This is a genomic window from Sphingobacterium psychroaquaticum, assembly GCF_004421025.1.
Lineage (GTDB): Bacteria > Bacteroidota > Bacteroidia > Sphingobacteriales > Sphingobacteriaceae > Sphingobacterium > Sphingobacterium psychroaquaticum.
Genome location: NZ_CP038029.1, coordinates 4,033,487 through 4,058,971 on the forward strand (window position 1 = coordinate 4,033,487; position 25,485 = coordinate 4,058,971).

The 25,485-nt window shown below is 38.8% G+C and carries 23 protein-coding genes; 2 read left to right on the forward strand and 21 right to left on the reverse strand.

All coding sequences use genetic code 11. The features are described from left to right. Positions 1 to 3: 3 nt before the first annotated feature. The 19 genes from E2P86_RS16650 to E2P86_RS16735 form a co-directional block, all read right to left on the reverse strand. Positions 4 to 1,260 (reverse strand): glycosyltransferase family 4 protein, encoded by a 1,257-nt coding sequence (locus E2P86_RS16650; protein WP_085473357.1) that lies wholly within the window; start codon positions 1,258 to 1,260, stop codon positions 4 to 6. Positions 1,261 to 1,302: 42 nt separating this feature from the next. Beyond that, positions 1,303 to 2,271 (reverse strand): glycosyltransferase family 2 protein, encoded by a 969-nt coding sequence (locus E2P86_RS16655; RefSeq protein ID WP_085473358.1) that lies wholly within the window; start codon positions 2,269 to 2,271, stop codon positions 1,303 to 1,305. 20 nt (positions 2,272 to 2,291) lie between these two features. Next, on the reverse strand, positions 2,292 to 3,611 hold the full coding sequence (locus E2P86_RS16660; protein ID WP_166785213.1) for an MATE family efflux transporter: 1,320 nt from the start codon (positions 3,609 to 3,611) through the stop codon (positions 2,292 to 2,294). An 81-nt stretch (positions 3,612 to 3,692) separates the two neighbouring features. Next, positions 3,693 to 4,100, reverse strand: coding sequence for a polysaccharide biosynthesis C-terminal domain-containing protein (locus E2P86_RS16665; RefSeq protein WP_085473360.1), 408 nt, complete (start codon positions 4,098 to 4,100; stop codon positions 3,693 to 3,695). Beyond that, positions 4,097 to 4,963, reverse strand: a complete 867-nt coding sequence (locus E2P86_RS16670) for an NAD-dependent epimerase/dehydratase family protein (protein ID WP_085473361.1) — start codon at positions 4,961 to 4,963, stop codon at positions 4,097 to 4,099. Before E2P86_RS16670 ends, E2P86_RS16665 begins: the two co-directional genes overlap by 4 nt. Further along, positions 4,956 to 6,035 (reverse strand): CDP-glucose 4,6-dehydratase, encoded by a 1,080-nt coding sequence (rfbG, locus tag E2P86_RS16675; protein WP_085473395.1) that lies wholly within the window; start codon positions 6,033 to 6,035, stop codon positions 4,956 to 4,958. Before rfbG ends, E2P86_RS16670 begins: the two co-directional genes overlap by 8 nt. Position 6,036: 1 nt before the next feature. Further along, positions 6,037 to 6,813: a glucose-1-phosphate cytidylyltransferase gene (gene rfbF / locus E2P86_RS16680; protein WP_085473362.1), complete on the reverse strand. Its 777-nt coding sequence runs from the start codon at positions 6,811 to 6,813 to the stop codon at positions 6,037 to 6,039. Positions 6,814 to 6,926: 113 nt separating this feature from the next. After that, a complete protein-coding gene (locus tag E2P86_RS16685) occupies positions 6,927 to 8,012 on the reverse strand; it encodes a GumC domain-containing protein (RefSeq protein ID WP_085473363.1) in 1,086 nt (361 codons plus the stop codon). 5 nt (positions 8,013 to 8,017) lie between these two features. After that, on the reverse strand, positions 8,018 to 10,537 hold the full coding sequence (locus E2P86_RS16690; RefSeq protein WP_134433805.1) for an SLBB domain-containing protein: 2,520 nt from the start codon (positions 10,535 to 10,537) through the stop codon (positions 8,018 to 8,020). Positions 10,538 to 10,573: 36 nt separating this feature from the next. Further along, positions 10,574 to 11,434, reverse strand: coding sequence for a glucose-1-phosphate thymidylyltransferase RfbA (rfbA, locus tag E2P86_RS16695; protein ID WP_085473365.1), 861 nt, complete (start codon positions 11,432 to 11,434; stop codon positions 10,574 to 10,576). A gap of 12 nt (positions 11,435 to 11,446) precedes the next feature. After that, a complete protein-coding gene (rfbD, locus tag E2P86_RS16700; RefSeq protein ID WP_085473366.1) occupies positions 11,447 to 12,295 on the reverse strand; it encodes a dTDP-4-dehydrorhamnose reductase in 849 nt (282 codons plus the stop codon). A 228-nt stretch (positions 12,296 to 12,523) separates the two neighbouring features. Then, the gene (gene rfbC, locus E2P86_RS16705) at positions 12,524 to 13,081 is read right to left on the reverse strand and encodes a dTDP-4-dehydrorhamnose 3,5-epimerase (RefSeq protein WP_134433806.1); all 558 of its coding nucleotides are present in this window, start codon (positions 13,079 to 13,081) and stop codon (positions 12,524 to 12,526) included. Positions 13,082 to 13,113: 32 nt separating this feature from the next. Next, positions 13,114 to 14,169: a dTDP-glucose 4,6-dehydratase gene (gene rfbB, locus E2P86_RS16710; RefSeq protein WP_134433807.1), complete on the reverse strand. Its 1,056-nt coding sequence runs from the start codon at positions 14,167 to 14,169 to the stop codon at positions 13,114 to 13,116. A gap of 180 nt (positions 14,170 to 14,349) precedes the next feature. Further along, entirely contained in the window at positions 14,350 to 14,694 is a 345-nt protein-coding gene (locus tag E2P86_RS16715; RefSeq protein WP_134433808.1) for a hypothetical protein, read from the reverse strand. 346 nt (positions 14,695 to 15,040) lie between these two features. Beyond that, positions 15,041 to 15,514 (reverse strand): adenylyltransferase/cytidyltransferase family protein, encoded by a 474-nt coding sequence (locus E2P86_RS16720; protein WP_085473370.1) that lies wholly within the window; start codon positions 15,512 to 15,514, stop codon positions 15,041 to 15,043. 180 nt (positions 15,515 to 15,694) lie between these two features. Then, complete coding sequence (locus E2P86_RS18225) at positions 15,695 to 15,868, reverse strand: hypothetical protein (RefSeq protein ID WP_166785214.1); 174 nt, start codon at positions 15,866 to 15,868, stop codon at positions 15,695 to 15,697. A 517-nt stretch (positions 15,869 to 16,385) separates the two neighbouring features. Next, on the reverse strand, positions 16,386 to 17,540 hold the full coding sequence (gene galK / locus E2P86_RS16725; protein WP_134433809.1) for a galactokinase: 1,155 nt from the start codon (positions 17,538 to 17,540) through the stop codon (positions 16,386 to 16,388). Continuing rightward, positions 17,540 to 18,583, reverse strand: coding sequence for a UDP-glucose--hexose-1-phosphate uridylyltransferase (locus E2P86_RS16730; RefSeq protein WP_134433810.1), 1,044 nt, complete (start codon positions 18,581 to 18,583; stop codon positions 17,540 to 17,542). Before E2P86_RS16730 ends, galK begins: the two co-directional genes overlap by 1 nt. A 507-nt stretch (positions 18,584 to 19,090) precedes the next feature. After that, positions 19,091 to 20,329, reverse strand: coding sequence for a 3-deoxy-D-manno-octulosonic acid transferase (locus E2P86_RS16735; RefSeq protein ID WP_134433811.1), 1,239 nt, complete (start codon positions 20,327 to 20,329; stop codon positions 19,091 to 19,093). A gap of 59 nt (positions 20,330 to 20,388) precedes the next feature. On the opposite strand from E2P86_RS16735, the gene E2P86_RS16740 reads away from it, so the two are divergent. Then, complete coding sequence (locus E2P86_RS16740; RefSeq protein WP_134433812.1) at positions 20,389 to 21,381, forward strand: UDP-glucuronic acid decarboxylase family protein; 993 nt, start codon at positions 20,389 to 20,391, stop codon at positions 21,379 to 21,381. After that, positions 21,381 to 22,400 (forward strand): UDP-glucose 4-epimerase GalE, encoded by a 1,020-nt coding sequence (gene galE, locus E2P86_RS16745; protein ID WP_134433813.1) that lies wholly within the window; start codon positions 21,381 to 21,383, stop codon positions 22,398 to 22,400. The genes E2P86_RS16740 and galE overlap by 1 nt, the downstream gene beginning before the upstream one ends. Before the next feature lie 56 nt (positions 22,401 to 22,456). On the opposite strand, the gene E2P86_RS16750 is transcribed toward galE, so the two are convergent. Together E2P86_RS16750 and E2P86_RS16755 are read right to left on the reverse strand one after the other, a co-directional pair. After that, complete coding sequence (locus E2P86_RS16750) at positions 22,457 to 24,391, reverse strand: OmpA family protein (protein WP_134433814.1); 1,935 nt, start codon at positions 24,389 to 24,391, stop codon at positions 22,457 to 22,459. 33 nt (positions 24,392 to 24,424) lie between these two features. Further along, positions 24,425 to 25,438, reverse strand: coding sequence for a PorP/SprF family type IX secretion system membrane protein (locus E2P86_RS16755; RefSeq protein ID WP_085473378.1), 1,014 nt, complete (start codon positions 25,436 to 25,438; stop codon positions 24,425 to 24,427). Positions 25,439 to 25,485: the final 47 nt, after the last annotated feature.

A 25,485-nucleotide genomic window follows, 5' to 3' on the forward strand; every position in this document is an offset into this window, starting at 1 on the left:
CATCTATTCTTTATTAACGTTTGATGTAAGCAGAGACCTATACAGCTCTGAATACTTTCTAGAAAGGAGTGAACTATCATATAAATCAACAATTTTCTTCCGTCCCTCATTAGCAAGCTGATCATAATTTGATTCATTTAAAATCCATTTAATCCCAAACGCTAGGTCTTGTGTGTCGTAAGATTTTGCCAAATATCCTGTTTTCTTATGCTCCACGATATCTAGTATACCTGTATGCGCAAATGCCACTACTGGAGTACCACAAGCCATCGATTCAGTAGCGGTTTGTCCAAAAGCCTCTTGTAAGCTTGGGATTATCATAATATCAACAGCACTATATAAGCTTGCAAGACTAATGTCATCACTTAAATGTCCCAAATAATGGGTTTTTATTCCAGACCACACTTTCTCTTTCGGTTCACTACTACCAAAAACGATAAACTCAATTTCACAATCTTCTATGGTATTTAAAGCTTCTAATAAAAGAGAATAACCTTTATTAATGTCGCTTGTAGCACTTATTGCTCCAAAAAGTAGAAGTTTTTTGTTCTGGGGAAAATTCCACAAAACCCTAGCATCCATTTTTTTCATAGGTTTAAAAATAGAGGTATCAATTGGGTTACCAATATTGACGACTCTATGTTTTCCTAATAATGGGCTGGATTTAATATTATTTTCCATCCACTTACTCAATGCAACAATTGTCATTTCTGGAAGTTGAGAGAAAATTTTTTCCTTTCTTTTAAAGACAGCACTACTCAAATCATTTACTTTATCGCTACCAAGTCTTGGACAAGCTCCACATCCCTGTTTAAATCTTTCACAGTCCCACATAATATGACATCCTCCTGTAAAGGCCCAATTATCATGTAAAGTCCAAACTATAGGAGCCTTAATCCGTCGAAGATCCTCAATTCTTATCATCCCCCCACAAATCCAATGTAAATGAACAATATCTGGTTCAAAAGAATTTATTTTGTCCACAATATTACTGAAACCAAACCAAGATGGACTAAAAAGTGTCGCTGATCTCCTTTTATAAACTTTTAACGGCAAAACATCGATTAATGGCCGCAACTTTCCTATTAACTTTTGAAAGAATGACTTTTGGTATATACTAACTGTGTAATCATCTCCCAACTTTTGCTGCACTAACATTTCGGAATTAATCTCCTCTCTTAGAAGTGATCGATGTAATCTATATGTTGCTCGTGCAGCTCCCCCAAAAGAATCGGAGGTATTAATAATTAAAATTTTCATAACAGAAAAAGATATTCATCAAACAATCCAGTCAAAATTTTACTATTTACTTCTAGCCCCCATTTTCAACAAAAATTTAATTGGTCTCTTGAATTTTAAGGCAGTTTTAGATAGTAAATCTGCGAACAAAATCTTTAATTTATTTTTTTCATAATACTTTTCATTGATGGATTTAATACGACCTAAATCATTCTTGGCAAGACCTAAATTAAGTAAAAATTTTAGACTTGTAAATCGATGTTGTAGTCTTGAATCGAACTTAGAGAGTATAGTTTTTGACTTTTCACCGATAACATTAGAGAATAATTGATACTCAAAACTGGCATCTTTAAACGTCACCTGCATTAAATCATAGTTCTTCTCTATATAACGAAGACATACCACCGATGAACTTGGAACCACAATGCGGGGTATATCCCCGAGTTCGTATCTTCGAAAAAAAGACAACCAAAAACACCCATAAGCATGAGACGTACCAAACAGATATTTAAAATCCTCAGGTTTCATAAACTCCCTCTTAACAAGCAAGTTTCCATAAGTACAATACTCTTTTAGTTCTAAAAGTGCCTCCTCGAAATCAAAATATCTTTTATTTTTAAAACCGATCAATTCAACCCCTACTTCGTTTTGATCACTTACCCTTAAAGCATTAAATACCGCCAGGTCAACCTCTTCATTATTAATTAAATCATAAATATCTTTCAAAGCATTTGTTTGTAGATAATCATCGTCACCTATCAAAAAAAGGTATTCCCCAACAGCATGTCTAACGGCTTCAAACATACTGTGGTCTATTTCAAGTCTAATATCTCCTTTAGTATATGTAATATTAAAAGATTCAGATAAAACACTAATCTCTTTTTCAACTTCAGTATAATCTGAATCGGAACAGTTATTGTAAATACAGATTTCAAATTGAGTACTAAAATCTACATCCGAACAGATAGACCGAATTGTCTGAATAAGATAATGTGCTCTATTAAGAGTAGGAATACAAAAGGAAACAATCATTTTAATATATTTAATGACATCTAAAAGGGAAAAACCATTTTAAAATCTAATAAACTAATTTCTAGATTTTTGAATACTTTTTTAACCCAAAACCAATAGTTAAAAGCGAGTTGAGTAAATAGCTGAGGGAGAATAACAGCATAAAACGAGGGAAGAACCCAACAAAGAATAAAAGTCGAAGAGATTATTATTATAGCAGAGATTGCATAGGGTCTCATGTAACTTAAATTGCCTTCTGAGAACAATATAAAAGTAGACATGTTTTGAATTTGATCCAAAAGAAGAATTAATAATACAAGCGAAAGGGGGATTGGAGGCATTACAGACATATTGCTACCAATTAATTCCAAGAGTTTATTACCAAACAATACTAATACTAGTCCACCACAACTTATAGATAAACTAGAAATTAATATACTAGCTGTAAATACTTTCTTCAATCCACTTTTATCCGATAAATAAACCATAGAGTTGATTTGAGGCAAATGAGTATAAAAATACATAAAAGAGACCTCTGAAAGCATGAACACCAGATTCATTGAAAAAGCAAATATACCGGCCTCTCTTAAAGGAAGAAATAATGATATAATTATAATACCAGATCTGTATATTGCTATTGAGGAAATTGATGCAACGCTAACTCTGTACGTAACACTCCATATTTCCTTAAAAGCTGAAAAATCAAACTTAACCTTTTCAACAGGAATTAATGGTCTTATTTCTTTTTCATATAACCGGTAAAGAAAAAATCTATTAAACAAAATTGCGATAAAGCCAGAAGCACAAATAGCAATTAGTCCTCCGCCACATACAACCCCCACAATAGCAAAAACCATTGATAGCAAAATGCCATAAACAGTTATTTTTTGAGTTTCCTTTATAAGACCTTTACTTTCCAATACAATCGTAAGATAATTATAAAAAAAATTCAAAATTGTACTTCCGATTAAAAAAGCCCAAGAGAAATATATTTGACTTTTATTCTCTACCCCCTTTCCTATATGATATATATATAAAGTTCCGAAAGTCGATAATGAAAAAAAAAGAACGACAGATGTATAAGCATAAAACCTCTTCATTACTGTAAGAGTCTTCATCAAATCTGACGCACTTATATTTCTGATATTTGAAGACTCAATATTATCTTTAAATTTATCTAGTGTATAACTACTACCTGACAATATTTGTGTCACATTACGCGAAAAAACATTGCTAAATCCAAGATCAAAAACGGCTATTAAAGCTGTTATGGAAGAAAACAGGGCCCAAATTGAAATCTGATCACTAGGTAGAAACCTAAGAATCAAAGGAAGTAAAATAACACTCTGTCCAATTCTCAAAAATTTCGAGAAATATGTCCAAAGTATATCGAACCGATCTATCTTTATAATCATTTAAAAAAGTATAGCAAAACTACTACATCAAAATTCCATATAGGCAATAGTATCAACAGGATCAAATAACTGATCAGAATAAGCTAATAAAATAAAATTATTATCAGACTTATTGACAAATATATGTGCGACATTATTAGGAACAAAAATGGTCTCTGGTATTTCGGACGATAGATTAATCAATAGTTTCTCACCTGATTTAACATCAACTAGTTTTAATTGACATTTTCCTTCAATTAATGTAAACCATTCATTTGCTTGAACATGATAATGTCCCCCCTTCGATTCTCCTTTAATCCCACTCGTTATGTAAACTTCTCCAGTATATTTAGGTAGGTTTTCCTCAAAACCATCAATTACCTTCAAGAACCACCCTCTACTGTCCTTTATAATTTTTCTGGGAATAACCTTTACTTTTTTTGATAATAATGTCATAATTTATATGAATCAATAGTCTTTTTAATACCTTCATTTAAACTGAATTTAGGAGTCCATCCCAAATTTTGTAAAATAGAAATATCCGCGTTGGAACATAATAATTCTGTTTTTCTCATAGGAATACTTCCAAATAAGAGCCTTGTTTGACTCTTTGAAGATTCTTTTATTATCTCAACAAGATTTCTGATAGAAACAGTTTCTCCCGACCCTAATGGCACATCAGTAAATCCTGAAAAAAGACTGATATTTCCTATAACACATCTATATGCACTAATTACATCATCGATAAAGATAAAGTCTCTTAATTGCGTTCCTGCGGTAAGTTCAATATCAGGTACATTTTTCTTCATTTTACCAATCATTGCTGTTACAAATTTAGAATCATCGTCATCAGGTCCATAGAAATGTTCTAGTAAAAGATTTATTGTTACAATTTGAGAGGAGAAATAATTAAGCCATTCAGAAAACTGACTTTTAAATAAAGAATAATGATTAGTCAAATATGGTAAAGATGTACCTGTATTTAAAAAATATTTTACCTTGTTACCTACAGCAGCATGTAACAAACGTAATGGAAAGTCAAGATTCGCCTCTTTAATTTCAAAAATATTCTCTCCTTTTCTTCCATATAGAGTAGCAAAATGAATAATAAGGTCAACATTGTTTTCTTTGAATGCAGAATCTATACCCGCGTCATCAGATGGATAAAATTTTATATTATCTGAAAGAGCCTTCAAGTTCGAGATATTGGAACTATCTCTTTTTAACACACAAATAGTATATCCCTCCTGTATAATACTCTGTACAAATTTGAGTCCTAAATATCCTGTAGCACCAGTTATTAAAATAGTTCTAACCATTTAAAAAATCATTTATTTGTTCTCTTGTAAAGCAAGAAATACTACCAATGTTATATTTAAACTCTTTATACCAGTCCATCGTCATTTTAACCGCTAATTTCGCGTTCATTCTAGGATGCCAGTGCAGTTCCGCAGCCACTTTACTTATATCTAGCTTTAGTAGGCCGGCCTCGTGCAGCTGTCCTCCAATGCCGTCAATTACATAAGTTCCATCAGGCCAACTTAGTTGTGCCAATTTCATCATTTCCTCGACTGTTAAAGCATCTGTTACCTCCGGTCCAAAATTATATTCTTTACTAAAACCTAGTGGATCTTCATATAATCTTGCCCCTAACAATAAATATCCAAATATTGGTTCTAAAACATGTTGCCAAGGTCTTATTGCTTGAGGATTTCTAATTAAAACAGGTTGACCTATTGAAAATGCTTTAATAATATCAGGAATTAACCGATCTTTAGACCAATCTCCTCCTCCTATAACATTCCCTGCTCTTGCAACTGCAATCCCTTTTTTATGTTGATTCAAGTTTTTAGAATTAAAAAAAGAATTTCGATATGAATCAATAATCAACTCAGCACAGGCTTTACTTGCGCTATACGGATCATACCCTCCTAAACGGTCATTTTCTCTGTAAGGGTACTCCCATTCCTTATTATGATAAACCTTATCAGTTGTAATTAAAACAATCGCACAAGGATTCGCCAATCGCCTAACAGCTTCTAAAACATTTGCAGTACCTATAGCGTTCACTTCAAAAGTTTCAACAGGCTGTTCATATGACAATCTTACTAATGGTTGAGCAGCTAAATGAAAAACAAAATCGGGCCTGAATGAACTAATCTCCAGACTCAATCGATCTGCATCTCTGATATCTCCTATAACAGATTCACACAAGCTATCACCTTCAGTCAAATTAAATAAATCGATTTCGGTTTTAGGCTGTAAAGCATACCCCTTAACATTTGCACCAAGTAAGCTTAAGAAGTTTAACATCCAAGCCCCTTTAAATCCGGTATGCCCCGTAAGGAAAACTCTCTTTCCTTTATATATTCTCTTTAATTCTTCAAACATATTACCATATTTTCCATTTCGCATTGCCACCGGACCATAATTCCTCTAGTTCAATTCTATCTCTTAGAGCATCCATCGGTTTCCAAAACCCCTTATGCTTATATGCGGCAAGCTGTCCATCATTTGCGATCTCTATCAATGGCTTCTTTTCCCACTGTATATTATCCATATCTTCTTTCAAGTAGTTAAAAATGCCTGGCTCCAAAACAAAAAAACCACCATTAACCCACATTCCATCCCCCTGAGGTTTCTCAACAAAATGACTAACCTTCCCTTCTTCACTAATTTCAATATTACCAAATCTTCCCGGTGTTTGAACACTTGTTAAAGTTGCAAGCCTGCCATGTTTTTTATGAAAACTAACCAGTTCATCAATATTTACATCGGCTACTCCATCACCATAGGTCAACATAAAAGTATGATTGCCTACATACTTCTGAATACGTTTAATTCTGCCGGCGGTATTGGTATGTAAACCTGTATCTACAAGAGTTACTTTAAAAGATTCCGAGTTAGAAAAGTGTACGTCGACTTTATTTTTCGCAAGTTCAATCGTAACGTCAGAATTATAAAGATAATAGTTCAAAAAATATTCCTTAATAATTTGTGCCTTATAACCCAAACATATCACGAAATCATTGTATCCATATGTCTCGTAAATTTTCATGATATGCCATAAAATTGGTTTTCCTCCAATTTCCACCATTGGTTTGGGTCTAGCTTCAGTTTCTTCCATCAGACGAGTTCCTAATCCACCCGCCAACAATACTACTTTCATTTATACAATCTTTTTTTACAAAACTTATATTGAATATGTTAAAAATCTTTCTATCAGATAAAAGAAAAAAAATCAATATCTGATAATTTTACTAATATTAATACTCAAAGCTATCAATCTAATACACGAAACATGATCTTCCTAAACACGATGAAAACGGCAGTAAGAACAGTTAAAAAGATACTACAAAAAAAAACAGATTTAAGCTTTCCAATTCTTTCAACACTCAATGGATAAATAGGTTCATCGACTTTCTGTATTAATGGTGCTTCCTTCATTAAAGCCATTTTGGACATCTCCAAATTCTGCACAAGCTGCCCTAATATCGCCTTATTAGTCTCTGCCGAAAATTGAGACCTTTGTGAAGGAACTATACGTTGCGCTTGCTTCGTCAAATTCAAATTTGGCGTTGCATCAACAATTATTGCTGCAGAAGAGATAGCTCCATTCATCACAGCTCTCACAGAGTCAGTCTTATGTTGTAAAATCACTATGTTATCCAACGATTTTTTTGTCTTAGTTTGTATGTAAAATTCATTTACTTCCATCACAAGAGCTTCATTAAACTCTTTAGCAAAAACCTCATTTTCCGATTTCACATCAATCTTGATAATCGACATTTTTTTATCCGGTTTTCCGACTTGAAGAATATTTTTATTTATTTCTAAGACTGCTTTGGATAGTATACTATCTCTTTGCCTTTGGATTATTGGCGTTTTCTGATGATGCAATTTAAAGTCTATAGACAACAATCCGGGAGTCTTTTCTTTCCAAACCTCTTTGGTTTTACTCAAGTCTATATATTTATCTATTAGTAATTGTGCACTATCGCTAACAGAGGGCCTAAGAAGAGCCGCTTCAATCATCTTACGCGATTTATACAACTCTAAAAGATTATCACCTTGAAAGATCCCCCCTCCACCACTACTCAGATCGATGCCAATCATAGCCGCCATACCCATATATTGAGACAATCCACCTCCACTATTTTCTCCTGACTCCAGAACGAATGTTGTTGTTGCTGTATAAATCGGTTTTTTTACTTTCGAATAGAGAATACCGATCCCTGCCCCAAAGAATCCAGCAATTAGTAATATATACCATTTAGAAAATAAATAGACTCCCCATTGTTTAATATTAATGAATAGATCCTTCAAAGAAATTTCTTGTTCACTCTTATTTGCTGCACTATCCATCATTATCTTTATCTTAACAAACTAACAATAATCGCAGCCAACGAAGCAACTCCTGTTCCTAACCCAATCCAGCCTTGCGCATTTAGTTTTTCTCGCGGCGCACGTTTTGGCACCACAATCTCAGCTCCAGGTTTTACTTCGGGATAGTTCCCAGAACGACCTTTTACGGCCCCGTTCGCGTACTGTACAAAAACTTTTTTCTTTAGTGCCTCACTAGTAAAACCTCCTGCTTGGTTCACATAATAACTTAAAGACTTTCCTTTCACATAAACTACATTATTCGGATTAAGTACTTCGCCAACAACTCTGACCGTCTGCAGTTCCTTTGGAACAGTAATAATATCTCCATCTAACAGCAACAAATCCTCGCGTTGATATGGTTTTGCTAATACTTTATGTAATTCAATACCTACGAGATCACTTGGCTCTGCGACAACGGCTTCAACCGCTGCAGATTGCGAAACTTTACTTAAAGCCTGTTTTGTAGCTCTGTTACCTCCTATATTTAATGCATCGTCCTCTTCATCAAAACCGTGGACAGCAGCTTCTGACCCCAACTCAGTTTTCCGTAACTCTTTTTCTTTTTTGATTTCAGCTTTAAGTTTGGATGTTCCCGTACGACGTAAAGAAGCTCCTTCCGTGTAGGCATAAGCCGTTAATCCACCTGCTCTTGTAATAACATCAGATATACGTTCATCTTCCCTATTAATCGTATAGATTCCCGGATACAATACTTCTCCTTCGATTTTTACTTGTCGCTGTACGCGGTAATTTGCGTCCCCCAGCACACTAACAACATCATACGGTTTTAGCACAATACTTGAATCCTCCAACTTACCGTTTCGGATATTTACCAAAATAATATTAGAGGAAACGGTATCCTGTGCATCTCTATTCCGTATTCGCCGAGCAATCTCAATACGAGCGTTCTTTGCTTCTTCAGTTAAACCTCCGGCTTTCTGAATGACATCTCCCAGCGTAGCATTAACCGCATAAGGGAATTCTCCTGGCCTACGCACTTGGCCCTGAACGATAAACTTATACTCATCACGTAAATCAAAAATGGAGGAGATAGAGATTTTATCTTCACGCATTAGGATAATATCTGCTACTTTTCCGTCCAAAACAGCGCGCACGTTAAAATTTACCAATTGCAATGTATTATCAGCAGCAAGTCTATTAATCAATCCGCGTTCCATAAAAGCATCCTCCCGTACGCCTTGCGCTTTCTCCAACAATTCACGCAAAGTCATCCCGTTCTCTAATCCATATACACCCGGCCGAAAAACAGCCCCCAAAATACTTACTCTATTCTCGTATCTATCTAACAACTCTTCAGCGAGAAAATTATCCCCATTTTTTGGCTCGTAATCGGCAAATTGATCGGCGTATATATCAGAGATCTTACGTTCACGATCTGTCTTTTGAAACACTTTAATTTTAGCTGAATAAGCATTTTCTCCAAAGCCACCGGCATAATTCAAAACATCTTGTAGCGATTCACCTTTCACTATTTCAAAAATCGCGGGACGTTTAACTTCTCCTTCGAATTGAACCCTATTGGCATATACAGGTATGTGAATTACATCCTGATCTTGAAGACGAATATTTCCCTTTTGCAAACCATTCACCAGAAAATCATAAATATCAATCCTTGATACAACATGGTTGTTACGAATAACCTGAACATCCCGATAACTACCATTTTCAGCAGGACCTCCTGATGCATACAGCGCATTAAATACGGTTGCCAATGACGGCAACGTATAAGTCCCTGGCTTAGTCACGGCCCCTGTGAGTGTCACACGGATACTACGAATGTTTCCGATGTTAACATCGACCTTGGTTCTTCCTGAATTAATAGCTCCATACACGGAACTTAATCGTTGGCTGATTTTACTTCTTGCGGCTGAAATAGAAAGTCCAGAAACATTAATAACCCCGACGTACTCCACCTTTATATTTCCTTCTGGGCTAACAGGTAATTTGTACGATACTTCGTTATCCCCGGTAATATCCAACAATAACTCATCGTCAGGACCAATTACATACGATGACGGTGTCGCCATCCTTAGGTTAGGTTCAAATGTGATCGCATTGTTTTTAAATAGGTCTGCACCAAACACCTTTGGTTTACCAACAGCAAGCAAGCTATCCTGCATGAATCGCAGTGAATCAACTTCACTCAAGAAACGATTCCTTCCTCTAGCACTAGGATCTCCGAGCACCTGTCTACCTGAACCTTGGGAGTTGTTACTTTTCGCCGACACCTGCGATTCCGATTGTTTATTTTTCTTGATTCGTTGTAATCGATCTTGTAGTTTCTTTACCTCCGTTGCCGAAATACCTTGGGCGCGTGCAAAATCAGGTAATTGAGCATCTGAGTATCCCATAAGCTCCGCTTGCTTCACATATTGTTCAATCTGAGCATCGCTTAGATTGTCAACTTTTAAACTACTAACATTAACTTGCCCCTTCAGTTGTATTAAACAACACAAAGTAAAGCACAAAACAAACAATCTCCTCATTCTTGTCTTTTGGTTTTCCTACAAAAGTAGCTAAATCTATTTAACTATATGCATCAAATATTCCCCGTAACCGGACTTTTTCAATGGCTCAGCCACTTTTATCAATTGCTCCTTATCGATCCAACCCATCCGATACGCGACCTCCTCAATAGCACCAATCTTCATTCCCTGTCGTTCTTCAATCACCTGCACAAATTGACCTGCTTGCATCAGCGACTGTATGGTTCCCGTATCCAACCAGGCTGTACCACGGTCAAAAACACCGACTTTTAATTTACCACGCTTTAGATACTCCTTGTTCACATCCGTAATCTCCAATTCACCACGATGTGACGGTTTAATGTTTTTCGCTATCTCAACGACATCATTGTCATAAAAATATAATCCAGGAACCGCATAATTTGATTTAGGCTCTACAGGTTTTTCTTCTATAGACACGACATTTTTATCCGTATCAAACTCCACAACACCATAACGCTCCGGATCGTGAACAGGATAAGCAAAAACCACGCCACCATCGGCATTGGCACAGGATTGCAATAGCTTAGACATACCTGAACCATAAAATATATTGTCTCCTAGAATTAAAGCAACTTTATCGTCTCCAATAAATTCTTCACCCAAGATAAAAGCTTGCGCTAAACCATCCGGACTAGGTTGCTCTTTGTACGAAAACTTACAGCCAATTTGCGAACCATCACCTAAGAGTTTTTTAAAGTTTGGTAAGTCTTGGGGTGTGGAAATAATTAAAATTTCACGAATCCCCGCCAACATTAATGTTGACAGCGGGTAGTAAATCATTGGTTTATCATATACGGGCATCAGCTGCTTAGACACCGCCAAAGTAAGCGGATGTAGCCTCGTTCCTGAACCGCCTGCTAAAATAATTCCCTTCATGTCATTAAATATCTATAGTATACCTAACATTTTCTCTAAACTCTCCCGCCAATCAGGTACCTCTACCCCAAAGGTACGGTGGATCTTCGACTTATCAAGCAACGAATATCGAGGTCGCTTTGCAGGTGTTGGATACTGCGCCGTTGGGATAGGATGAATCATGCTCGCTAGACCTTTTACTTCTTTAATTGCAGCCGCAAAGTCATACCATGATATTTCTCCTTCATTGCTGTAATGATAAATCCCACCAACCCAATCCTCACTATCGACAATATCGACAATGGCTTGTGCTAGATCTTTTGCATAGGTTGGCGAACCTATCTGATCGTTGATGACCGATATTTCATCACGCTCAGTCATCAGACGAATCATGGTCTTTACAAAATTATTACCATAAGTCGAATATACCCATGAAGTGCGGATGATAATACTCTCCGGATGCCATTTCATGATTGCATGCTCCCCCTTCAACTTACTTTCACCATACACATTGATCGGAGCAACCGGTGCATCTTCTTTTAACGGCGTGTCCGAGTTTCCGTCAAATACATAGTCCGTTGACACGGCAATTAGCTTCGTTTCATTGAGTCGACAATATTGCGCAATCTCTTCAGAGGCCAAATGATTGATTCTATCTGCTAAATCAGGCTCATTTTCCGCTTTATCTACAGCCGTATAGGCTGCGGCGTGTATAATCACATCGGGATGATACATTGCCAGGATGTCCTGAATAATTGCGGTCTGATCCAAAGGCAATTGCTTCCGGTCAAGAAAGAAACATTCCTTATCAGAATGTTTTTGTAGAATATCATGAAGCTCTGACCCAAGTTGGCCATTAGCACCTGTAACTAGTATTTTCATTTATTCTTTTATAAATTAAGGCGTTAAGAGGTTAAAACGTTAAGAAGTTAGAGAGTTAAGATATAAGGATGATTGCCGCGTCGCTACGCTCCTCGCAATTACATCCTCTTTCCGTTCTCAGCTCTCTTTACAACTTTACTTTACCGCTTCACATCTTTACCAACCTTTACGACTTCACCTTCTTAACACCTCTACTTTACCCCTTCACATCCTCACCACTTAACATCCTTACTTCACCACCTGAGCGGTAAAAGCTGCAAATGATTGCGCTTCTTTATCCTTATCTGATAGCAATAATTCTTCTATGGGAATTTGCCAATCAACCGCCAAATCCTGATCTAGCGGATGAATGCCACATTCTGAATCCTTGTTATAGAAATTATCACATTTATAAAAAAATGTTGCTACCTCGCTCAAAACCACGAATCCATGTAGAAATCCACGCGGCACAAAAAGCTGTCTATTATTTTCCACTGATAACTCAACCGCAACATATTGACCATACGTGTCTGAACCAGGACGTACATCCACCGCGACGTCCAAGACTGCTCCCTGCAATACACGGACCAGCTTCGCCTGCGCATGATCACCCGCTTGCGCATGAAGTCCGCGCAATACACCTCTCGTAGAGAATGATTGATTGTCTTGCACAAAGTGCGTCTCAGTCCCAGTCAATTTATTAAACGTCCGTTCGTTGAAGCTTTCAAAAAAATATCCTCGGCTATCGCCAAACTTAACCGGCTCTACGATATAGCAGCCTTTAAGTTTTGTTTCTATTACTTGCATTTGATTGTTAATAATGTTAGAAAGTAAACTATCTAACTATTCCCCACATATTGTCCTTCATAATACTTCTGATAATCACCAGAAGTCACATTATCCAACCACTCCTGATTATTCAAAAACCAATCGATTGTTACAGACAAACCTTGCTCAAAAGTTACCGATGGTTGATAGCCCAGCTCTTGGTTAATCTTCGTCGCATCAATAGCGTAGCGTAGGTCATGACCAGGACGATCTTTCACAAATGTGATCAATGCAGCAGCCGTTCCTTGCGGTCGACCAAGCTTTTCATCCACCTGCTTACACAACTCTTTTACCAAATCTATATTTTGCCACTCGTTGAATCCACCAACATTGTAAGAATCACCATTCTTACCATTATGGAAGACAAGATCGATTGCTTTTGCATGATCAATGACAAACAGCCAATCACGTGTAAACTTACCGTCTCCATAAACTGGAAGTGGCTTATTATTAAGTATATTATGAATACAAAGTGGGATCAATTTTTCAGGAAAATGATTGGGTCCATAATTGTTGGAACAATTCGTCAAGACAATCGGTAAGCCATATGTGTCGTGGTATGCACGCACAAAGTGATCCGAAGACGCCTTAGAGGCTGAATATGGTGAATGCGGATCATAGGCGGTATCTTCACGGAAAAGTCCCGTTTCACCTAGCGTACCGTAAACCTCATCCGTGGATACATGATGGAAGCGTTTTCCTTCAAAGTTATCTTTCCAGATTTCTTTTGCCGCATTCAGAAGATTTACAGTACCAATAACATTCGTCATCACAAACGCTGTCGGATTTGTAATGGAACGATCCACATGTGATTCTGCTGCAAGATGGATAACACCCTCTGGTTGATGTTCTTGAAAAACAGCCAGCATATGAGCAGCATCCGTAATATCCGCTTTAACAAAAGTATAATTTGGCTTATTCTCAATATCTTTCAGGTTTTCGAGATTACCTGCGTAGGTCAAAGCGTCTAGATTAACAATATGATATTCTGGGTACTTGTTAACAAACTCCCGAACCACATGGGATCCAATGAACCCCGCACCACCCGTAATTAATATTTTTTTCATCAGTAAATTAATATCTCTTCTAAAGATTATCAGCTTTTAGCCATGGACAATTTCCTTATATAAAAAACTAATATAAGCTTTATATCTCTAGAACTTTCTCTTCCTCAAAACAGCCCTAAGACAACGAAAATACACAATATTTACACTTACTCGAAAACGGAAAACCGTAAATTGCAATGCCTATATAACTTCACTTCTCACCAGAAGAGGGATTTTTGCTTCAAAATGCTTTACCTTACCGTCCTTACTAATATACAATCCCTCGTACCAAACTTTCACTATTTTGTTTTCATAAACCGCCAAAATAGAATCTTTTATCTTAAAGTTCAGACTAAGAGTCTGCACCCTTCCCTTTGTTGGATTAAAGCAAAGTAACTGTGAAGGAAGTATCTCGAAAGCACTATTATTGAAGTTCGCTCTCGTAACCATCATAACTTGCAAACTATCTACATAATTATGAAAATCGACAACAATACTTCCTTTTACATAAGAATCACCTAACTCCACCCCCGTTAGTAAACGCATATGTGTTAAAAAGTTGATATCCTTTTTAAAATTATAAGACCGACGAATTCGCATCAGAACATATCCGATAAGCAATCCTAGACCAACTAACGTTAAAAGACAAATAAAATCTTTAGCCATTAATAAATATACGCATTAATTGATTGCGAAAATAGCACTTTTAAACTAAAGAGTTATTCATTTCGTTCTCTTATAAACAATGACCGCAGGAAACAACAATATCATAAATAAACACCCGCACCCAAGAGCATCGGAAAAGTAAATGTTACATTATAAAATAAAAACAAAACATCCAAAGAGAATTCACTCTAGGTAGATATTGTCTCTTTACAATTTTATAATTGTGTTATTTTTTACCATTCTTCTGCGCTTCTTTTTCGGCTACAATTTTACGCAAACCGGAGCTAGAGAAACGATGATCACGACTATTGAAATAAAGATCAATCCCCTTATCTTCACAATATTTGCGGCCTGTAAAATCTTTATTTTTATATTCATCTCCAACAATACGCACATCCAGCTTAAAAGAACGAAGAATGTCCTCTAGATCCTGTTCTGTCGAGTAAGGAACGATTTCATCCACATAAGAGCAACCTCGAAGTTGTATATAACGCTCCACAACAGTTTGCGTGGGTGGATTTTTTTCCGGGCGATCTAATGTCGGATCCATCTGCAATCCACAAATTAAATAATCACACTGTCGTTTTGCTTCCGCTAACATCATGATATGACCCGCGTGCAATAAATCAAATGTTGAAAATGTTATACCTACCCGCGGTCCCGGGTTATAATCTTCTCTTTTATCTTTTCCTTTACTCATAAAAGTTCCTTACGGTTGAATAGTATTAAATTGTTTGTTTCCTTCTCTCCAAAATCTGTTCCAGTTTTTAAAAGAAGATTGCAAACTTAGATTAAAAAAATGTTACTCTTCCTCTGAAAGGTCAAAAGTATAGCGAATGTCCCCTTCTTGTCCACTAGATCCCCTCTTTGTCCTCGTAAATTACTCATCTAATATTGGAGCATGCGGAACACCGTATCCTCCTTTCAAGACAATCTTATTATTAAAATTATTCTTCTCTAAAAAAACAATCAAAACCAACTGAGCCATAGCAATAATAGCCAATAGCAAAAGGGTATATACAAGTCGATTAGGCCTAGCTGTGTTAGTAGTCATCTTTTCAAAATAAAGTGCAAAATTGGCAATAATTTATTGTAAAACATTAAGATAAACGAGAGTTATCAGGAAAACGCTACAAGAAGGTTGTGTAAAGTTGTAAATGGGTTAGGAAGTAAAGTAGTTAAGATGTTAAAGCGGCTGCCATTTCTCCGCTGAGCCGACCTTTGCTGGCACGAGGCTTCGGCTCGTGTCCGCTCTCGTATTAATATTGGAAGGCCAAGTTAAGGACTCTCGAATACTTACCAATGTTTCAACACCCCTGTCTACCGCAGGCAGGCTCAACATGACAAGAGCGGTACTACCATGAACTGATTAAAGTCCTTTTGAAGTATCTAAATGATCGCCACACCTTCGTTCCTCAGGTTCGCTATGACAATAAAAACGATCTTTTTCGTCACTGCGAAGAGGCACGACGCGGCAGTCTTTGTCATACGTAACCGGCCCTTGCTAGCGCGAGGCTTCTGCTCGTGTCCCCTCCTTCTTAACTTCTCTAACTCCTTGCCCCCTTCTCTCCTCACAACAAGGATGTTCCCGCCGAAGGCACCACTTTTATTGCCGTCAGTTCCAAGCCAAATTTTTCCTCATAAACCGGCTTCATCCGGTCAATCAATAAATCTTCAAAACGTTTATGCACCAAATTAATCGTACATCCTCCAAATCCACCTCCCATCATACGTGCACCCAATATTTCAGGAAACTGACGAACATAATCAACCAAAAAATCCAATTCCGGACAGCTTACATCATATTCTTTACTCAAACCTTCATGTGCCCGATACATAAGCTCCCCCATCGTCTCCAAATCGCCATTTTCTAACGCCACACAAACCTGCTCTACGCGCTCGTTCTCTTCAATAATGAACCGACTTTTAACAAAAGCATCAGCATCCACTGGTAATACCTGCTCTTCCAGCATAGTAACCGTTGCATCGCGCAAACTATTCACCTCGACATGTTTTTGCTGGATCAAACGAACTGCTGCTTCACATGCCGATCGTCGATCATTATACGCCGTAGAAGCCAACGAGTGCTTCACATTGGTATTCAATAAAAGAATTGTATAATCACCAAGCTCCAACGGTTTGTACAAGAAAGAAAGGTCCCGACAGTCCAAGCGCAAAACATGTCCTGCTTTACTCATTGCAGAAGCAAACTGATCCATAATTCCACATTGCACCCCAGCATACGTATGTTCTGCCAATTGCCCGATTTTTGCAATCTCTACCCGACCTAACTCCAAATCAAACAACACATTCAACGCAAAACCGGTCGCACACTCCAACGCCGCCGAAGAAGACAACCCAGCTCCCAAAGGAACGTCGCCATCGATATAAAGATTGAATCCTGAAACAGGAAGTCTACGTTCCACAAGTTGATTCACTACCCCCAACACATAATTAGGCCATCCTTCCGTCGTGGGATGAATAGCTGACAACGGCGTTTCATAAAATGTCTGAAAGTCTTCCGCATACAACCGAATCATATTGTCCGAACGTCTCGAAACCGCGACATAGATCGCTTTATCAATTGCCGTCGGCAACACAAAGCCTTCATTATAATCCGTATGCTCCCCAATAATATTGATACGACCAGGGGACCTCACAATATGGTTGGCGTCCGAGTCAAAAAGTTCTTTATATCGTGTACTTATCTTTTCTTTAGAAATCATTATCTCTTCACTTTATAGTGTATTGTAGACTGTTCTTTTAATGTCTTTGCAGCCTGTTCTGCTGTGATATCCCGCTGTGGCATAGCCAACATCTCGTAGCCGACCATAAATTTTTTCACCGTCGCGGAACGAAGCAGCGGCGGATAAAAATGCATATGCCAATGCCATTCCGGATGCTCTCCATCATTCGTGGGTGCTTGATGCATACCAGCCGAATAAGGAAACGATGTACCGAAAATATTGTCGTATCGAATGGTCAGCTCCTGCAACACCCTTGCAAAATCCAGCTTTTCATCATCCCTAAAGGCTCCAATGTTTTGTATTGAACGCTTGCTAATAATCATCGTCTCATACGGCCACGACGCCCAGAAAGGCACAACGGCTACAAAATGTTCTCCCTCCACAATAATTCGCTCGTTCTTTTCAAGCTCAAGGGATAAATAGTCCGATAACAAGGTACGTCCTTTTTCTTTATAATAATTTAATTGCTGCTTACTTTCTTTCTCAATCTCCACCGGAATTGAACTCTGCGCCCATATTTGCCCATGCGGATGCGGATTGCTACACCCCATTATGGCTCCCTTATTTTCAAAAATCTGTATATACTTTATCCACTCATGAACAGACAGGTCTACGAATTCCTTTTGCCACAAGTCCACCACGGCTTTAATCGCTTCCATTGACATTTCCGGTAGTGTCAGATCATGACGAGGGGAAAAGGATATCACCTTGCAGATACCACGCTCAGCTTCCGCAATCAGCAGGCCTCCGTCTGCCTGTGTCTCTGGAACCGTCTCTTCCAGCAAAGCCGAAAAATCATTTACAAAAACAAAACTATTGGTATAAGCAGGATTGACAGAACCTTCAGCACGCGCATTTCCCGGACAGAGGTAACATTGAGGATCATAGGCAGGTCTTTCTGCTCCAACAACGTCTTCGACCTGTCCTTGCCAAGGACGTTTACTCCGATGCGGGGACACTAAAATATATTCGCCCGTCAGCAAATTTTTACGTTTGTGGGGCTGCTCTGAAAATTGAAACATAGCGGTTTAAGGTTTGGTGTAAATATAACACTTATTTTTCAGGCAAAGGGAAAATTCAAAAGGGAAAAATTAAAAAAGGTAAAGAGGGTGAAGGGGATAAAAGAGTGTGAGGGAGGTAAGTCGCGAGAGAGTAAAGAAGTTGAGGTTACAAGCCTAGCCCCTACATTAGGCGAAAATCCTACATATACAAACTACTATACAACGACAAAAAAGACACAACATCTAGCTTCGCCCTTCGGGGTTTGTGTCTCAACAAACCACCACCTACTTTGGAAAGATTGTCCATAGATCCCTCCTCGTACCTCGTTCGGGATGACGAGATGATTTTTTCAAAACGGTACTGCTTCTAGCTTTCCTTAACCGCCAAATGTCGCCTGAGGAATATTTGCAATCTGTAGGAACTTGCCTCCGCACCAACCCTCCCTGCAAAAATTCCTAGCGACGAATTTTTTGCTTCTTTTTTGAGGTAAAAAAGAAGATACCCTCCGACATAGAGGAGTCCCCTTCTTACAAAAAATCCGCCAAATACCGCATAATAATCTGCGTAGCGCCTGCTTTCTCCTTGACATACTTTGCTGACGCGAAAGAAGCATTTTCCAATTTCACATGATGTTGAAGGGCTTCAAAAACCTCAAAAAGCTCAGCTACTGTACTGATACTAAATCCAGCGCCTACTTCGATCAAATCCACCGCTTCCTGAAATTTAGCATACTTCGGACCGAAAATCACCGGTAACCCATACGTAGCTGCTTCCAATGTATTGTGAATACCAGCTCCAAAGCCACCACCGATGTAAGCAAGCTCACCATAACCGTACAGTGAAGACAGCATACCGATATTATCAATCACCAGAACCGTTGCCTGCTGCTTCTCAACAGCATTATATGTCGCATACTGCGATAACAGTAACGATTTAGGAAAAAGTTGCTGCACATCACGGATATGTGAATCATGAATCTCATGCGGTGCCAAAATAATTTTCAAACCTTTTTGCGCACTCAACAATTCCGCAAGAAGTTGCTCATCCGGTAGCCAAGTACTCCCGGCCACCAACACCACACCACTCCCCAGCAGAAAATCCTCCACCTCTGCAATAGACCTCCGCTGTTTGGGCAATTCCACTACCCGATCAAACCGCGTATCACCTGCAAGCCCCGCCTGTGTAATACCAATGGATTTTAGCCAAAGCACCGAATCCGTATTCTGCGTAAAGAAAAATGTTACCCGCTTTAGAATCGACCGAAAGAAACCTCCATACCACTTAAAGAAAACCTGCTCTTCACGAAAAATCGATGAAATCATCAACAGCTGAACCTGACGACGATCCAGTTCCTTAAAATAATGATACCAATACTCATATTTTGTAAAAACCGCCAACTTCGGCTGTACGATATCTAAAAACCGTCGTGCATTTCGAGATGTATCAGCAGGCAAATAGAAAACATAATCTGCCAAAGGCGTGTTCTTTCGAACCTCAAACCCCGATGGCGAAAAAAAAGTTATCAATATTTTTTCATCCGGATATTTCTTTTTTATGCCCTCCATCACCGACCTTCCTTGTTCAAATTCACCCAAGGAAGCAAAGTGAAACCAAATAGGGTGGCTTCCACTTTCAACCGTTTGTTCTAGTCGAATGAAGATACCGCGACGGCCTTCCACCCATAGCTTAGCTTTCGCATAAAATGGGGAGATAAGCCGCAAAATAAGACCGTAAAGCCAAATTCCTAAATCGTATAGAAGATGCATCTTGTTAAAATATCCTTATATTCGTCAAAGATATTAAACTTTATCGATACCCGACATCCGTGAATAGACAAGTAAAAAAACGTGTACTCATCACCGGTGCTGCAGGCTTCCTAGGCTCGCACCTTTGCGACCGTTTCATTGCCGAAGGCATGCAAGTAATCGGTATGGATAATCTCATTACGGGAGACCTCCGAAATATCGAACATCTATTCAGGCTTCCTAACTTCGAATTTTACCAACACGATGTATCAGAGTTTGTCCATATCCCTGGCGAGTTAGACTATATCTTGCACTTTGCATCGCCGGCAAGTCCCATTGACTATGTACGTATTCCTATCCAGACCTTAAAAGTCGGTTCTTTGGGTACGCACAATCTGTTGGGGTTAGCGAAGAGTAAGCAAGCTAGAATCCTCGTTGCTTCAACCTCGGAAGTATACGGCGACCCCTTGGTTTCTCCGCAGCCAGAATCCTATTGGGGAAATGTAAACCCCGTTGGACCTCGCGGTGTATACGATGAAGCCAAACGCTTTCAGGAGGCTATTACCATGGCTTACCACAACTTTCATGGATTAGACACCAGAATTGTACGCATATTTAATACATACGGACCTCGAATGCGCCTGAATGATGGACGAGCTTTGCCGACCTTTATCGCGCAAGCACTAAGAGGCGAAGCGTTATCTGTCTTCGGAGATGGCACACAAACCCGTTCATTCTGCTATGTATCTGACCAAGTGGAAGGCATCTACAGACTGTTGATGGCGGATTACAACCTTCCTGTAAATATTGGAAATCCAGATGAGATGCCGGTTATCGATATCGCTAAAGAAATTATTGAACTGACAGCGAGCACATCGAAGATTAGTTTCCAGGGACTCCCCGTTGATGACCCAAAACAAAGACGTCCGGACATCCGTCTAGCACAAGAGCTTCTTCAATGGGCACCATTAGTTAAGCGTAAAGATGGTCTCGAAAAAACGATCGCCTATTATCGGACGATCCCTAATGAAAAATTGCAACAAAAAGATTTTACATATTATAATCAACAATAATGAGCAAAATACTAGTCACTGGCGGAACAGGATATATCGGTTCCCATACCGTTGTCGAATTACATAATGCAGGCTACACACCGGTTATCATCGATAATCTATCCAACTCCAACATCCAGATTTTAGATCAGATCGAAAAAATTATCGGTGTAAAACCCGAGTTTCATGAGTTCGACCTATGTGATGAAGCTAAGGTATTTGAATTCGTAAAGAACAATCCTGATATCGGTGGTGTCATCCACTTTGCGGCATCAAAGGCCGTTGGTGAGTCCGTAGAGAAACCATTAAAGTATTATCACAATAACTTTTTCTCGCTGATCAACCTATTAAATGCATACCAGGAAAAACCTGTGAATTTCGTATTCTCGTCTAGCTGTACCGTGTATGGTGAACCCGATATATTACCTGTTACGGAATCTGCTCCTGTAAAAAAAGCGACCTCACCTTATGGCAATACCAAACAAATTGCAGAAGAAATACTAGAAGAAACCGCAAACGCATATAACAATTACAACATCATTGCACTGCGCTACTTTAATCCAGTTGGTGCCCATGCCTCAGCCTTAATTGGTGAGCTCCCTATCGGTGTTCCCCAAAACCTACTTCCTTTTATTACACAAACGGCAATTGGAAAACGTGAAAAACTAACGGTATTTGGCGGTGATTACGATACCCCTGATGGTTCATGTGTACGTGATTATATCCATGTCGTAGATTTAGCAAAGGCTCATGTAGCCGCGATCAAATTATTGGAGAAAGGCAACAAGAACGGTAAGTACGATGTCTTTAACGTAGGTACGGGTAATGGCTATTCGGTACTCGAAGCGATTAAAGCTTTCGAGAAAGCATCCGGTCAAACGTTAAACTATGTAGTAGGCCCTCGTCGTGAAGGAGATATTATCAAAGTATGGGGTGATGTAACAAAATCGTCTGAAGAACTGGGCTGGAAAGCAGAACTAGGAATTGAAGAGATGATGGCATCAGCCTGGGCTTGGGAAAAGTATTTGGCTAGTAAGTAATGAAGTTAATAAAAACAAAAAAAGCCGAGCTAATGCTCGGCTTTTTTTGTTTTCAATTAAAACTCTAAGACTTCCACCTCAGTACGGCGATTAGCTTGATGTTCAGCAGGCGTACAACTAACACCATTGCTGCATTTATTCACAAGCCTTGTTTCACCATAACCTTTCGCTATAATACGATCTCTCGAAATACCGCGACTAATCACATATTCTACAGCAGAAGTTGCTCTGTTTTGTGATAAACGCATATTATAGCTATCGCTACCTCTACTATCCGTATGGCTAGACAGTTCCACCTTCATGGTTGGATTATCACGCATCACACGCACTAAGTGGTCGAGGATATCTGCGGCATCTTTACGGATATTATGCTTATCAAAATCATAGTAGATGTTTTCCAACACAATCTTATCACCCGCCTTATACATAGGTTGCAGATATAGGGCCACATTAATAACCGTATCACGCTGCGGATATACCGCTGCCACTCTAGTGGAGTCACTCATATAACCAGTGTGTTCTGCATTCACACGGTACGCTGTACCTGCATCAAGCTCAAACACAAAGTTTCCTTTTCCATCGCTCAATTTACGCGCGATGATATCGCCGCTTACACCTAATAAACTTACACGAGAATCCTCTAGGATTGCCCCTGTTTTCTTATCATATGTAAAGCCATTTAAGATAATTTTGATTTTAGGCTTCGTGTAATTAAACGAGTAAATATCATCACTTCCTACACCACCAATTCTATTCGAAGATACATATCCATATACATTACTTCCTGCATCAGTAGCAGCCACGACATAAGAGAAATCATCCGATGCAGAGTTCAATGGGTATTGCAAATTCTTACGTCCTTTGAAATTCCCATTACTACCTTCCGCTACAAAAAGATCCAATCCGCCCATCCCTGGAAAACCATTACTCGAGTAGAATAGTTTGTTCCCTAACACCGTAGGAAACATCTCATCACCCGCTGAATTGATTTCACGTCCAGCGTTTACAGGCTTACCCCAGCTACCATCCGCCTGAAGCGTACTAAACCAAATATCAACACCACCCAGACCTCCCGGCATATCCGATGCAAAATACAATGTTTTCTCATCGTCGCTCAGCGCCGCATGACCTAAAGAGTATTCCTTTACATTATTGTATGCAAAATCCTCTTCCGACCAATCGTTACCGTTCTTTTTATATATCTTAAGCTCTAGGTTTTGCTTTTTAAAGCGTACCCCTTCAGCCTTAAACTTTTCAGCATCTTTGCCCGGATAAGTACGTGTCACATAAAGAGCATCTTCATTTCTATTCGGAAGAATAGGACCAACGTGATAAGCAGCACCATTAAAACTACCCGCCATAATCGTAGGCATTTCTAAATTAGCATCGTTGCGACTCGCCGCAAAAACTTTCAGATACCCTTGCCCCGTCATTGCACTTCTGCCCGATCCACCCACTTTAGGTTCTGCTGCATATAGCACACCGTTTGAAGCTGGAACTGCTGAAAACTCAGATAGATCTGTATTGATCCCCTTTTCATTCTTCAGCTTATAATTAAGTGGATTGGCCATCCACACCGTTGCAGAATCACAACCAGCAAGCTCAATTTGAATCTTTTCAGAAGAACCAAATCGCGCGCTATAATTTTGGAACTGTACTTTTGCTTCCGCATATTTACCGTTCTGTTTCAAAGCTTCCGCATAACCCAATAATGCATCTTTGCTGTGTCCTTCTGTTTGGACCGCACGCGCATACCAGTTTTCAGCTAACTCATATTGTTTCAAGTACAAATAACCTTGACCAATCTTTTCAAAGTCACCGACTTTCACTTTTTTAGCATTCGCTAAACGCTCATAAATCGGCAGCGCTTTAGAAAATTCCAAGCGGTTAAACAAATCATCTGCTCGCTTCCGAAGGCTAGGTTGTTCTTGTGCGTGAACACCATTAAATAGCGCTCCTGATAACAACAAACCCAATAATATTTTTCTCATGTTCATAGTACTCTCCTGTGAAAAGATTAAAAATTAGAAGTAACGCGGACTTAACATGGTACGCAATGATTGACCAAATGTAATCCCCAAGGTAATCTCATGCGTTCCATTTTGTAAACCACTCATTCTGTTCAACATTACATCATAAGAATAACCGATCCGTAATCTATCTGTGGCGTAAAACTGTGTAATCGCTGTTATTGCATTTGTCGCAGACAATTTCAATGGCGATGCACTGTAATATTCTCTATTGAAAACTTTTGCACGTGTACGATATCCTCCACCAATCCAGAATTTATCATTGAAAATAAGCATCGCATTTACATCCACCGAAGTCGGACCTTTGAAATCATCCTTAATCAAGATACTTGGTCTCAATAGTAATCCTTCTTCCAAGCCGATTAAAGCACCTCCGATAAAATAAGCACTTACATTACGGTGTAAACTTTCTAAGGAATTCGAGTTGAAACGGAATTCATCATTACTAGACGAATTTGCGAATAAATCTTGTACCGCCAAACCTGCGTAAAAAACCGGATTATAATAATACACCCCTAAACGAACGTCTGGTTTCCAAGAGCTGATTTTTCCGTTCGGAATAACCACATCGCCCGTTTCCACAGCTTGAAGTTTTCTTCCATCTAAACCATATTGCGTAACCCCTGCAGCAACCCCCAACGATAGACGTTGCGTATCCTCATCATCAAGCTGCAAACGAAGTGCATAATTAGCATACATCGAAGTTGCAGATTGGGCACCTAAACCGTCCGATGTAACCTGTAAACCCACGCCATGGCGTTTGTTAATCGGGTCTACCACGCCATCAATGGAAATTGAACCTGTTTTCGGCGCACCGTCCCATCCTGTCCATTGGCTCCGAAGGCCCATCTGTCCAAACCACTCTTCTTTATAACCTGTATAAGCAGGGTTTACAGAAATGGAGTTAAATATATACTGCGTGAACTGGATACTTTGTTGTGCATAAGATTTTACACCTGCCAAAAGCATGCATCCCAAAGCAAAATATTTGAATCTTCTATTCATCATTTTTGAAAAAACTTTATACCTATTCGTAGAAAGAACCTCATGAAGCA